This window comes from Sphingopyxis sp. NFH-91, from assembly GCF_021401285.1.
Taxonomy (GTDB): domain Bacteria; phylum Pseudomonadota; class Alphaproteobacteria; order Sphingomonadales; family Sphingomonadaceae; genus Sphingopyxis; species Sphingopyxis terrae_A.
The window spans coordinates 258,817-271,088 of record NZ_JACBGA010000001.1 but is presented as its reverse complement, the minus strand read 5'-3'; the positions used below and the strand labels follow the sequence as shown (position 1 = coordinate 271,088).

Annotated in this window: 13 protein-coding genes; 5 read left to right on the top strand and 8 right to left on the bottom strand. The window is 64.9% G+C overall.

The features are described 5' to 3' along the window. Positions 1 to 68: 68 nt before the first annotated feature. Genes sucD through mdh form a run of 3 tightly spaced genes read right to left on the bottom strand, consistent with a single transcriptional unit; the run spans position 69 to position 2,257 of the window. Entirely contained in the window at positions 69 to 959 is an 891-nt protein-coding gene (sucD, locus tag L0963_RS01380; RefSeq protein WP_062901716.1) for a succinate--CoA ligase subunit alpha, read from the bottom strand. A 27-nt stretch (positions 960 to 986) separates the two neighbouring features. Continuing rightward, positions 987 to 1,295 (bottom strand): hypothetical protein, encoded by a 309-nt coding sequence (locus L0963_RS01375; RefSeq protein WP_062901715.1) that lies wholly within the window; start codon positions 1,293 to 1,295, stop codon positions 987 to 989. Beyond that, a complete protein-coding gene (gene mdh, locus L0963_RS01370) occupies positions 1,295 to 2,257 on the bottom strand; it encodes a malate dehydrogenase (protein ID WP_062901714.1) in 963 nt (320 codons plus the stop codon). Before mdh ends, L0963_RS01375 begins: the two co-directional genes overlap by 1 nt. Before the next feature lie 355 nt (positions 2,258 to 2,612). Between mdh and L0963_RS01365 the strand changes: the two genes are divergently transcribed. Together L0963_RS01365 and L0963_RS01360 are read left to right on the top strand one after the other, a co-directional pair. Next, positions 2,613 to 3,164: a phosphatase PAP2 family protein gene (locus L0963_RS01365; RefSeq protein ID WP_062901713.1), complete on the top strand. Its 552-nt coding sequence runs from the start codon at positions 2,613 to 2,615 to the stop codon at positions 3,162 to 3,164. 82 nt (positions 3,165 to 3,246) lie between these two features. Beyond that, on the top strand, positions 3,247 to 4,290 hold the full coding sequence (locus L0963_RS01360; RefSeq protein WP_062901712.1) for a polysaccharide deacetylase family protein: 1,044 nt from the start codon (positions 3,247 to 3,249) through the stop codon (positions 4,288 to 4,290). Here the strand turns inward: L0963_RS01360 and zapE are convergent. The 3 genes from zapE to L0963_RS01345 are packed head-to-tail and all read right to left on the bottom strand — an operon-like array spanning position 4,261 to position 6,649. Then, positions 4,261 to 5,382, bottom strand: coding sequence for a cell division protein ZapE (zapE, locus tag L0963_RS01355; protein ID WP_062901711.1), 1,122 nt, complete (start codon positions 5,380 to 5,382; stop codon positions 4,261 to 4,263). The genes L0963_RS01360 and zapE overlap by 30 nt on opposite strands. Next, complete coding sequence (locus L0963_RS01350; RefSeq protein ID WP_003041146.1) at positions 5,379 to 5,870, bottom strand: PaaI family thioesterase; 492 nt, start codon at positions 5,868 to 5,870, stop codon at positions 5,379 to 5,381. The genes zapE and L0963_RS01350 overlap by 4 nt, the downstream gene beginning before the upstream one ends. Further along, positions 5,867 to 6,649 carry a succinate dehydrogenase iron-sulfur subunit gene (locus tag L0963_RS01345; protein WP_003041149.1) on the bottom strand — a complete coding sequence of 261 codons (783 nt, stop codon included), beginning with the start codon at positions 6,647 to 6,649 and terminating at the stop codon, positions 5,867 to 5,869. Before L0963_RS01345 ends, L0963_RS01350 begins: the two co-directional genes overlap by 4 nt. Before the next feature lie 126 nt (positions 6,650 to 6,775). Here L0963_RS01345 and L0963_RS01340 point away from each other — a divergent pair, with 126 nt between their 5' ends. Continuing rightward, a complete protein-coding gene (locus L0963_RS01340) occupies positions 6,776 to 7,468 on the top strand; it encodes an HAD-IB family hydrolase (protein ID WP_234178492.1) in 693 nt (230 codons plus the stop codon). Here the strand turns inward: L0963_RS01340 and L0963_RS01335 are convergent. After that, positions 7,465 to 8,631: a hypothetical protein gene (locus L0963_RS01335; RefSeq protein ID WP_062901709.1), complete on the bottom strand. Its 1,167-nt coding sequence runs from the start codon at positions 8,629 to 8,631 to the stop codon at positions 7,465 to 7,467. The two genes, L0963_RS01340 and L0963_RS01335, sit on opposite strands and share 4 nt — an antisense overlap. Beyond that, positions 8,628 to 10,037 (bottom strand): lipopolysaccharide biosynthesis protein, encoded by a 1,410-nt coding sequence (locus L0963_RS01330; RefSeq protein WP_062901708.1) that lies wholly within the window; start codon positions 10,035 to 10,037, stop codon positions 8,628 to 8,630. The genes L0963_RS01335 and L0963_RS01330 overlap by 4 nt, the downstream gene beginning before the upstream one ends. A 123-nt stretch (positions 10,038 to 10,160) precedes the next feature. Between L0963_RS01330 and L0963_RS01325 the strand changes: the two genes are divergently transcribed. Both L0963_RS01325 and L0963_RS01320 read left to right on the top strand, forming a co-directional pair. Beyond that, a complete protein-coding gene (locus L0963_RS01325) occupies positions 10,161 to 11,246 on the top strand; it encodes a glycosyltransferase family 2 protein (RefSeq protein WP_082819894.1) in 1,086 nt (361 codons plus the stop codon). Further along, positions 11,243 to 12,262, top strand: coding sequence for a glycosyltransferase family 2 protein (locus L0963_RS01320; protein ID WP_186402881.1), 1,020 nt, complete (start codon positions 11,243 to 11,245; stop codon positions 12,260 to 12,262). Before L0963_RS01325 ends, L0963_RS01320 begins: the two co-directional genes overlap by 4 nt. Positions 12,263 to 12,272 lie beyond the last annotated feature (10 nt).

The following is a 12,272-nucleotide window of genomic DNA, read 5'->3' as shown; positions in this document are numbered from 1 at the left end:
GGGGAGGAAGGGATGGGATATTCGGGGAAAGGTAGCCCGCCGGCATCAGGCGCCGGCGGGCCATCCGATCAGACGCGTTCCTTCAGCACTTCGGCAAGCGTCGTGCCGAGTTCCGACGGGCTGGCCGACACGGTGATGCCGGCGGCTTCCATCGCCGCAATCTTGCTTTCGGCATCGCCCTTGCCGCCCGACACGATGGCGCCGGCGTGGCCCATGCGGCGGCCCGGAGGCGCGGTGCGGCCCGCGATGAAACCAACCATCGGCTTCTTGCGGCCGCGCTTGGCTTCGTCGATCAGGAACTGCGCCGCCTGCTCCTCGGCGTCGCCGCCGATTTCGCCGATCATGATGATCGACTTGGTCGCTTCATCCGCGAGGAAGAGTTCGAGGACGTCGATAAAGTTGGTGCCGTTGACGGGGTCGCCGCCGATGCCGACCGCGGTGGTCTGGCCGAGCCCGGCGTTGGTGGTCTGGAACACCGCCTCATAGGTCAGCGTGCCCGAACGCGAGACGACGCCGACGCTGCCCTTTTTGAAGATGCTGCCCGGCATGATGCCGATCTTGCATTCGTCGGGGGTCAGCACGCCAGGGCAGTTGGGGCCGATCAGCCGCGACTTCGAACCCGACAGCGCGCGCTTCACCTTGACCATGTCGAGCACCGGAATGCCTTCGGTGATCGCGACGATGAGCTCGATCTCGGCGTCGATCGCCTCGAGGATCGAATCGGCCGCGAACGGCGGCGGCACATAGATGACCGACGCGGTCGCGCCGGTCGTCGCCTTCGCTTCGGCGACGGTGTCGAACATCGGCAGGCCGATATGCGTCGTGCCGCCCTTGCCCGGCGTCACGCCGCCGACCATCTGCGTACCATAGGCAAGCGCCTGTTCGGTGTGGAAGGTGCCAGTCGCACCCGTCATCCCTTGCGTGATGACCTTGGTATTCTTGTCGATGAGGATGCTCATTTATCTATTCCTATCATTGTTCCGGCATCAGCCGCGCGCCGGCGCCTCTAGCAAACTGAAAAAGCGACGCCCCAACGGCCAGAGCAAAATCGCGAGACATTCGAGAAGTAGAACTCCCGTAATTCCGTCTGCGATTCCCGCGTAGGCGGCCCGGTTTCCATAAACCGGCGGAGCGCCGTAAGCGGACACCCATACGAACGCACAATAAGACGCCGCAACGACACAAACCGCTCTAAGCGTCGCGGCACCCGCAAGCTTGAAAATCAGAAACTGGATGCCGCCGACCACAATGATCGGCGCCCCAATCAGGATTACAAGAAGCAGGCCCACGTCCATCAGGCGAGGCTGGGATCCAGATTCTTGCACGCGTCGAGCAGTTCCTTCACCGCGTCGACCGACACCTGCAGGCCCGCCTTGTCGGCATCGTCGAGTTCGATTTCGACGATCTTCTCGACGCCGCCCGCACCGATCATCACCGGCACGCCGACATAGAGGCCATCGACGCCATACTGGCCATCGACATAGGCGGCGCAGGGCAGGATGCGCTTCTGGTCGCCGAGGTAAGCTTCGGCCATCGCGATGCCCGAGGCGGCCGGGGCATAGAAGGCCGAGCCGGTGCCGAGCAGCGCGACGATTTCGCCGCCGCCGCCGCGGGTGCGCTTGACGATCGCGTCGATCTTGTCCTGGCTTGACAGGCCCATCTTCACGAGATCAGGAACGGGGATGCCGTTAACGGTCGAGTAGCGGACGACCGGAACCATCGTGTCGCCGTGGCCGCCGAGGACGAAGGTGTTCACATCCTTCACCGACACGTCGAATTCGTCGGCGATGAAGTGACTGAAGCGCGCCGAGTCGAGCACGCCAGCCATGCCAACCACCTTGTTGTGCGGCAGACCCGAGAATTCTCGGAGAGCCCAGACCATGGCGTCGAGCGGGTTGGTGATGCAGATGACGAAAGCGTCAGGGGCATTCGCCTTGATGCCTTCGCCCACCGCCTTCATGACCTTCAAATTGATGCCGAGCAGGTCGTCGCGGCTCATGCCCGGCTTGCGGGCGACGCCGGCGGTGACGATGATGACGTCGGCGCCCGCAATGTCGGCATAATCATTGGAGCCGGTGATCTTCGCGTCGAAGCCGGCGATCGGCCCGACCTGGGACAGGTCGAGCGCCTTGCCCTGCGGCACGCCTTCGACCACGTCGAACAGGACAACGTCGCCCAGTTCCTTCTGCGCGGCGAGCAGCGCCAGCGTCCCGCCGATATTCCCGGCTCCGATCAAAGCGATCTTCTTGCGTCCCATGGCGCGCGGCACTCCCTTCCTGGCAAAGCCCGGCAGTGATTTCCAGATCGGCGGGGCCACGGGCCAAAGCCGCCTGCCGATCCCAAAGACTCGCGACGCCCTACGCCGATTCCGTTAACGAAACAACCGCGAAAAGGACGAAAAACCGCGTTTTTATGCAAATAGTTCGCAATAGCGTTATTGCAAGATCGGGTACGATTCAGACCCAGAACACTGACGATCCTAAGCGATCGATACCGGCCGCGTGAACATCGCTTGCGCCGGTCGGCCACAAGCGTAAGACAGGCGGTGGCGATCTTGGGGCGTCGCCAGGCGGGGCCGTGCGCCCTGCGCCTGCAAAAGGATCGACGCCACCATGACCAAGAGAGCTTTTATCCCCGCGCTGTCCTGCGCCATCTTCCTGACCGCCGCCACAACGCCGCCCGCCCATGCCGGCGAAAAGACATGGAATGACGCGGGATCGATCACGCGCGACGCCCTGGTGATCGCCGCGTTCGGGGTTCCGCTTGCCCAGAGCGATTGGGACGGCACGCTGCAAGCCGGCGGCAGCCTCGTCGCTGCCGCCGGCGTAACCGCCGGTCTGAAGCAGGCCTTTCCCGAGCGACGCCCCGACGGAAGCGACAACAAGGGCTTCCCCTCGGGCCATACGTCGGTTTCCTTTGCGGCGGCCGCGACGCTGCAGAACCGTTACGGCTGGAAAGTGGGGCTTCCCGCGCAGGCGCTTGCCACCTTCGTCGGATTGAGCCGCGTCGAAGCCAGAAAGCATCATGTCCATGACGTGCTGGTCGGCGCCGCGATCGGCGAGGCATCGGGCTTTCTGATCACGCGCCGCGCAAGCGACCGGGTTCAGGTCTTTCCGTGGGCAGATGCCGGAGGCGGCGGCGTCGCGATGACGATGCGCTTCTAGAAGGTCGGCCTGAACGATCGCTGCGGGGCGGTCGCAGCGGCAGCTTAACGCTTCGTTACACCGCTGCTGATAGCGCGAGCGGGTGACGCGCGCGATCATCAGCTTCGATACCGAATTGTCCGCCGGGCTCCATCGCCGCGGCGCATGCGCGCGCACCAATTTCGAAAGCTCGATCCTCGGGCGCTGCCGCGACGGCGATTTCGGCATCCATTTCCAGATGGACATGCTCGACCGCTTCGGTCTGAAAGGCGTCTATTTCGTCGACCCCATGCCCGCGCTTGTCCACGGCCCCGGGATTGTCGATGCGATCGTCGGCCCGATCCTGGCGCGCGGCCATGAAGTGCAGCTCCATCTCCACACCGAATGGCTGGAGTTTGCGCGGTTCAATCCGGTCGGCAAGCTGCGCGGCCGCAATATCGGCGATTTCCCCTTCGCAGCGCAAAAGAGGCTGATCGCGCTCGCCCGCGACATATTGACGAGTGCCGGGGCGCCCCGACCGACCGCCTTCCGCGCCGGCAATTTCGGCGCCAACGACGATACACTGCGCGCCCTCGCCGCGCTGGGCTTCCGCTTCGACAGCAGCTTCAACGCCGCCTGGCAGGGGCTCGGGTGCGACATCACGCTCGATCCTGCCAATCTGGGCATGCGCGTCCATCATGGCATCTGCGAAGTGCCGGTCAGCGGCCTGCGCGACCGCGCGAACAGCTTCCGTCCCGCGCAGCTGTGCGCCATGTCCGAAGAGGAAATGCGCGACGCGCTCGATCATGCGGCGGCGAGCGGCGCGATCCAGTTTTCGGCTTTCAGCCACAGCTTCGAATTGCTGAGCCGCGACCGTCAGGTTCGGAACGGGCTCGCAATCGCTCGGATGGAGGCGCTGTGCCGGGCAGTCGCCGACGATCCGCGAGTCCGCAGCGGGGGCTTCGCGACCCTTCCCGCGCCGCCGACCCGCCCCGGCCGCATCCCGGCGGCGGCGCCCAAGCCGCTCCGCACGCTGCGGCGCGTCGCCGAGCAGACGGTCGGACATATCGCGCACGAAATCCGCTATGTTCGCGATGTCGTCGCCATGACCATCAACTCGTCGCGGTGGGGCAAGGTACTATGCGGTGTCATCCTGGCCGTGGCCTAGCGCCAGATATTCGTCGGACTGCATTTCGGCGAGACGGCTCGCTGTGCGCTCGAACTCGAAGGCGCCATCGCCGGCCACATAGAGCGCATCGGGCTCGGCCGCGGCGCTCGCGAGCAGTTTGACCTTATATTCGTAGAGCGCGTCAATCAGCGTCACGAAGCGCGCGGCCTCGTTGCGGTTCTCGGGGCCCATGCGCGGGATGCCGACAATGATCACCGCGTGAAAATGCCGCGCGACGGCCAGATAATCCGATGCGCCGCGCGCCTCCGCACAAAGGCGCTTGAATGAAAAGACCGCCACGCCCTTCAGCGCCTTGGGCACATGCAGCGTCCGCCCGCCGCCGACGTCGAGATCGAGCGAGGGTACGTGCGCGCGGTCCTCGGGCGGATAATCGGTCAGGCGAAAGAAGGCCGCTGACAGCGCCTCGGTCGCCGCCGCGTCGGCTGGCACGAACCAGCGCTTGCCGTCGCCAAGCCGGTGGCGCCGGTAATCGGTGGGGCCATTAAGGCCCATCACGTCGAGCCGTTCCTCGATCAGTGCGATGAAGGGCAGGAAATGCTCGCGGTTGAGACCGTCCTTGTAGAGATCGGCGGGCGGGCGGTTCGACGTCGCGACCACCGTCACCCCGTGCGCGATCAACGCGGTGAACAGGCGCGAGAGGATCATTGCATCGGCGCTATTGTTCACCACCATTTCGTCGAAGGCGAGGCAGCGGACATTTTCGACCAGCGAGGCCGCAACCTGCGGGATCGGATCGCCGCTCTCGCTTTTGCGCACCTCGCGCATCCGCGCGTGGACGTCGAGCATGAAGGCGTGGAAATGGACGCGCCTTTTGCGCTGGATGGCCAGATGGTCGTAAAAAAGGTCCATCAGCATCGACTTGCCGCGGCCGACGGCGCCCCAAAGATAGACACCGCGCGGCGCGTCGGGTTTGCGCCCGGCGATCCGCCACAGGATGCTGCCGCGCGGCGGCGCCGCCTGCAGATCGGATTGCAGCGCGGCAAGGCGTTCTGCCGCCGCCCGCTGTTCGGCGTCAGGCTTCAGCTCGCCCGCGGCGACCAGCGCGTCATAGGCGGCAAGCAATCCTGTCACTTGCGGCTTGCCTTGCGGATCGTCCCCGCAAAGCTCAGCACGATATGCTCGTCACCCGGTCCCTGAACGACCAGCCCGCGCAGGAAGATCAGCCGCCCCGTCTCGCGCACCTGCTCGACCACCGCATCGAGCGGTTCGTCGAGGCGGCCGCCGCCGACGAACTGCGTCGACAAATCGAGCGTCACCGAATGGCCGGCCTCGAGCGATCCGAACTGGTGCGAGGCGGCGAAGAGGGCAATGTCGACCAGCGCCAGCGTTACCGCGCCATGGACATTGTCGCCCAGATTGCTGTGTTTGCGCGTCGGCAGCATCCGCACGCGGGCGCGCGGCCGGCCATCCTCGGTCGGGCTTTCGAGGCGCACCGACAGCGGTTCGATAAAGGCGTTGAACCGGCTCGCGTCCTTGAGGTTCCAGCTGATCCAGCCGCCCTCCAGCGCCTCGGCACTGAAATGATCCGCGCGCTTGGGGTCCTCTATTCCGTCGTTCACACCTGCCGCTCGGCCTCGAGCTTCTTGATCTCGGCGATCGCGCGTGCGGGGCTCAGTCCCTTGGGGCACGCGTTGGCGCAATTCATGATCGTGTGGCAGCGATAGAGGCGGAACGGATCTTCGAGATCGTCGAGCCGTTCGCCAGTATATTCGTCGCGGCTGTCGGCGAGCCAGCGATAGGCCTGAAGCAGGATCGCGGGCCCAAGGAACTTGTCACTGTTCCACCAATAGCTGGGGCAGCTCGTCGAACAGCAGGCGCACAGGATGCACTCGTAAAGGCCGTCGAGCTTCTCGCGTTCCTCGGGCGACTGGAGCCGCTCCTTGCCGCTGGGCGTCGTCGACTTGGTCTTCAGCCACGGCTCGATAGAGGCATATTGCGCATAGAAATGGGTGAAATCGGGGACGAGGTCCTTGATGACCTCCATATGCGGCAGCGGCGTGATCTGGATGTCGCCCTTCAGATCCTCGATCGCGGTGGTGCAGGCGAGACCGTTCTTGCCGTTCATGTTCATCGAACAGCTGCCGCAAATGCCTTCGCGGCACGAACGGCGGAAGGTCAGCGTCGAATCCTGCTCGCTCTTCATCTTGATGAGGGCATCGAGCACCATCGGGCCGCATTTGTCGGTGTCGATCTCGAACGTGTCGAAATGCGGATTCTGGCCGCTGTCGGGATTGTAGCGATAGACCTTGAATTTTTTGACGTTGCTCGCGCCCTCGGCCTTGTGGACCGTGCCGCCCTTCTGGACGCGGCTGTTCTTGGGCAGACGAAATTCGGCCATATCGCGGGCTCCCTATGCAATCGCGGGCTGCGTAGCCCCATTGAACCGCCGCGACAAGAGGGTGTGCGGCGGCGCACGCGCGAAAGCGGTGGCGGCACGCAAAGCGAGCGGCTAGGCCCGGCGGCGATGAGCGACGCCGCAGCCCCCTTTCGCATTGCCGTCTATGATCTCGATCGCACCGTGCTGCGAATGCCGACGTTCACGCTCTTCCTTCTGTGGGCGGCCGCGCGCAGCGCGCCATGGCGCCTTCTGCTGGCGCCCGTTTTCCTCGGGCTGCTCGCGGGCCATGCGCTCGGCCTCTACAGCCGCGATGCGTTGAAGCCCGCGGCGATCGCCTTGATGCTCGGGCGGCGACTGCCGGCGGAGCGAATGGCGCGCCTGGCTGCGGACTTTGCCGCCTGGCGCGTTCCCGCCGACGTTCAACCGGGGGCCCGAGCGGCCATCGCCCGCGACCGCGCCGCCGGTTACCATCTGCTGCTGGCAACCGCGGCCCCCGAATTTTACGCAGCCGCCTTGGCCGAGGCGCTGGGCTTCGATGCCTGCATCGCCACCCGGCATCGGCGCGCCGCGGACGGAGGCTGGCTCGCGGCGGTCGACGGCACCAATTGCTATGGGCCGGAAAAGGCGCGCCGCGTCGCCGAATGGCTTGCCGCCGACCCGCAACGCGCCGCGCATCATATGCGCGCCTATTCGGACCATGCGAGCGACGCACCGCTGTTCGCGCTAGCCGACGAGGCCTTTGCGATCGGGCGTCGCGGCCGCATTGCCAAAGCGGCACGCGACAACGGCTGGACGCTGATGGATTTCGGGACGGGCTAGCGCCCCTCGACGAAAGCCTCCAGCGCCGCGGCGCCCCGCGCAACCGACGCCTCGCCCGCCCGGTGGTCCATTGTGTAGGCGAACAGCCGATCCTGCTCGGCGCGGTGCAGCGCCGCACTTTCGCGCCAGTGCGGAATCCGCTCGGCAAGCTCAGCGGGGCCATACAAGACCTCTCCGTTGCGCCAGAATTCATAGCGTTCGGCCACGCCGTCGGCGGGCTTGCCGTTCGGATCGAGAAAATAGCAGGCGCCGCGGTGCAGCAGAAACTCGTAAACCTGGCTGCTAACATCGCCGATGTAGACGTCGGCTGCCATCGTGTAGCTCATGTCGAAGAGATTGGGGCCGTCGACGTCGATCAGGATATTGTCGGCCGCGCGGAAGCGGTCGGCGATGTCCGGCCGGAGCTTGGCGGTCCGATATTCGAGCGAATAATGCAGCCGCTTGCGGAACAGCATCACATGCGGCGCGACGATCAGATTATAGTCGCGATGCGCGAGGAAAAAATCCATCACCGCCTCGCCCATGCCGTACCAGGACGACAGGTGCGGATCGAAGTGCGGATTATAGAGAAAGACCGGGCGATCATTGTCGAAGAAGCGCTTGCGCACCGCCGGATCGATCGTATCGAACTTGGGATAACCGATGACCCGGCACTTGTCGGCGGTCGTTATGCCGTGGCGCACCATTTCGTCGACTAGCTTCGGTCCGCTGAGCAGCATGAGGTCGAACTGCGCGAGTTCGGGGTGATAGGCGACACTCCGATCGCCCGATCCGTGCGGCACATAGGCAAAGCGCGGCCCCGCCGCCCCCAATCGGCGCCGGACGCGCAGGCAGGTGCGTTCGGTCGATACTACCAGGTCGACACTGCGAAACAGATCGAGATGCCGGTAAAGACGCGCGACACGCAGCACCGGCGCCACCTTGTTGATCGGCGCCAGCAGCCGCTGCTCCGCCGTCGGCAGGTCGAGCATCCGCCATTCGATACGGTCGTGCGCCGCCGCCGGAATGATCTCTGCCACCTTGTGCCGGATCGCCTCGACGCCGCATGCGACGACGACCTGAACCGTCGGCGCGTGCAGCGCGAGTTCGCCCGCTATGCCTGCGATATGCGCCGCCTGATGCGCCGCATCATGGTTGAACAGGAACAAGATACGCTTCGTCATGACGGCATCCGGCTTTCGCGAAGGACGAGGAAGCTGGCGCCGAACAGCAGCAGCAAGGTCACGGTTTCGGCCAGCACCTTGGACCAGGCGGCGCCGATCGCGCCCATCTCCGGCAGCATCAGATAAATGGCGGCGATCAGCGTGGCCGTGCCCGCCAGCCTGATACCGATGATGAGGCGCGATCGTCCGGCCGCCATCAGCATCGGTTCGCAGCTGACTGTCGCCATTTGAAGGCAGGCTGCGAGGCCGAGCACAAGTAGGAACGGATAGGCGCCCAGAAACGCCGGACCCGACATGAGCAGCAACAGCGGCTTGCCGAGCAGCACGATTGCCGGTGCGAGCAAAAGAAACAGGCCGAGCGCGATCAGCGTCAACCGGACATAGAGCGACGCCACGCCGCGCAGCCCCTGTTTGACGTAGATATTCGTCATCTCGGTGTAACTGGCGAGGCCGATGAACCCGGCCATGATCGTGATCGACTGGGTCAATTGATGCGCAAGGCGATAGATGCCAGCTTCGGTGGCGCCCGCGAACGAGCCGACCAGCAAGACCGGCAGTTGCTGCGCCACCGTATAGGCCATGGTTCCGAAATTGGATGCGACCATCAATTCGGGAAGCCCCTTGTTGTCGCGCCACACGCGCCACCAATGCCGGCCGTCGGGTCGGCCATAAGCGCGGCGACACGACCGGTTGGCGAGCCACCAGAAGACGAGCGTGCTCGCCATCTCCGAACCCGCCCACACGATCAGGAAAATCTCGAGCGACGGGTGCGTCAAAAAGGCGACAACGGCACCCAGCGTCTTCAGCGTGGGCACCACCGCTTCGGCGAGGAAGGTTTGCGAAAATTCGGAGTGAAGCCGCAATATCCCGCGCGGCACGTTGCGGATCGAAAGCATGAACAGCACGACATAGGCGAACGCCGTCCAGACGAGCTCGGCCGGCATGCCCAGCAACCCCCGCCCCAGCCAGAGGATCAGCGCCGCCGCGCCAATGCCGAGCAGCGCCATCGCCAGATCGACCGCGGTGCAAAAGCGGATGAGGCGCGCCAGGGCCGGATGATCGCCGCTGTGGATATGTTCCTGGCCATATTTGACCAGCACCTGCCAGATGTTGAAATTGAGGATCGCCTGCAGGACCAGCGTCGAACTGAGGATCAGGGCAAAGGAACCATAAGCGGCCGGCCCCAGGCCGCGCGTGACGATCGCAAGGTAGAAGAGGCTGAGGATTGCGCCATAACCCTTGCCGCCGAGAATCCAGCTCAGGTGGGTCATGATGCGCCGGAAAGGTCCCTGGTCGCCCGTGTCTGCAGCGGGCGCGCCGAGGCGCCGTACCGCCGCAATACCCTTACCGATCCAGGTCCGATAGAAGAGTGGCCGGCGGTCGGCCGGGGGCGGAGCGGGTTCCATGCGCGCGGCCTATATCGCCTTTGGCGTCGTTTTCCATCCATTTGCACAGCCAAATCGACGGAAAACGACTTCCCTTTCACTCTGCTGATCTAGTAACGCGGGACGGGGCAGAGGCGTTCGGGAATGGAAACGGGAATGCGCGTGGGTCTGTCCGCACATATCGAAGGGGGAACCGCAGGCGGTGCGCCACGCAGCGAGCGCCGGTGGCTGAGCATCCTGATCCCCGTCTATAATGTCGAGCCTTATCTGCGTGATTGCCTGGCGTCGCTGTTGCCCCAGCTCCCGCCGGAGGGGGTGGAGGTGATCCTGCTCGACGACGCTTCGACCGATGGCTCACTGGGGCTGTGTAGCGAAATCTGCCCGCAGTCCCACCCGCAAGTCCGGCTGATGCGCCATGTCAGCAACGCGGGATTGAGCGCGGCGCGCAATACGATGCTCGACGCGGCGCGGGGCGATTATATCTGGTTCATCGATTCGGACGATGAAGTCATGCCGGGCTCGATCGCCAGGCTCCGGGCTATTATCGACCGCTATGCGCCTGATCTTGTCCTTTGCGATTACGCGCGCGGCGGCCGGCATCTGAGCAGCTTCGCCGGCCCGTCCGGTCGGCCCAGCGATGATCGGGAGACGTTGCTGCAAGGCGTTTTTGCGCAGCGGCGGCTGCACAGCTGGAGCAAGATCGCGCGCCGGTCGCTCTGGGGTGACGACCTGCGTTTCCCCGCCGGACGATGCTTCGAAGATATAGCGACGACACCGTGGCTGCTGCTCCGGGCCCGAACCCATTATCACGCAGCCGAGGCCTGGGTGCGCTATCGCGACCGTCCCGACAGCATCATGGGGTCGCTGCGCCGGTCGCGGGGACGCTTCGACGATTGCCGGAACGACGATCTGGCAATGAGTCTCGCCGGCTTCGACGCGGCGACGCGCGAGGCGCTGCCCGCCATGAGCGACGTCACCCGGCACCACATCGCGCATTTCTGGGCGAAGGAGTTCACCAAAATCTGCTGGCGGCTCCTGTCGAGCAGCGCCTTTCACGTGCCCTGGCGCGACCTGCGTCGCAAGCTTGCCCGCTACCGCGGCATGATGGACGCCGAATCGCCGATCGCTTTTGCGACGCTCGCGCGCCTTTACAGAAGCCGCGGGCACTTGCCGCGCGCGGTGGTACTATCCGCCTGCCTGTGGCTGGGACAAGCGGACGATGCCAGGTGAACGACGATGCGGCGGACGGCAACAGGCCATGGCTCAGCATTCTCATGCCAGTCTTCAACGTCGCGCCCTGTCTGGCCGAAACGCTTGCCTCGATCGCCGCGCAGCTTCCGGCGGCGGGAGTGGAACTGCTGCTTCTGGACGATCGGTCGAACGACGGATCGGACGCGATCGGCGCGCGGATCTGTGCTGAGATCGGACCGGCGGCAAGCTTGCATCGGCAGGCGGAAAACGGCGGGGTCGCCGCAGCGCGCAATCGCCTGCTCAACTTGGCGAGGGGCGATTATGTCTGGTTCATCGATGCCGACGACGTGCTGCTTCCTGGCGCGATCGCCGCGCTACACGCGATCGTCATGCGCGATGCACCCGATCTGGTCCTCTGCGATTATCGCAAACGGGGCCGCGACGAGGCGGCTTTCACGGGAACTGCGCGCCGCATCGTGACTGACCGCGAAGCGTTGCTTTATGGCCTGTTCGCTCGCCGCCGGATGCATTTATGGACCAAGATCGCGCGCCGCAACCTATGGCATGATCTGCGCTTTCCGCCCCTCGCCTGCTTTGAGGATATGGCAGTCGTCCCGCATCTGTTCTTGACGGTGCGCAGTCATTATTACGAGCCCGCGCCGTGGATCGACTACCGTGTGCGGGAGGGCAGCCTGACCGGGCTCGCGACCCGTACGGCAGGACATTTCGACACGGCTGGCAATGACGCGCTGACAGCGGTTCTGGCGGACATCATGGCGGCGGTGACGGCCGGTCTGCCCGCCATGCACGATGACATGCGCTACTGCCTCGCCCAATTTTGCGCGAAGGAATATACGAAAATCGGCTGGCGTCTCGTCAGCACGCGCGCCGGCCGGCTTCCGTGGCAGGCGCTGCGCCGCGAGCTGCGACGCTACCGCGATCTCACCGAGGCGGCCTCGCCGATGCCTTTCGCTGCGCTGCTCCGCACGCACCGACAGCACCACAAATTCGGGCGCTGGTTCGTTCTGGCCCTGTTTGTGCGTCTGGCCGCATAGGGCCCTGACC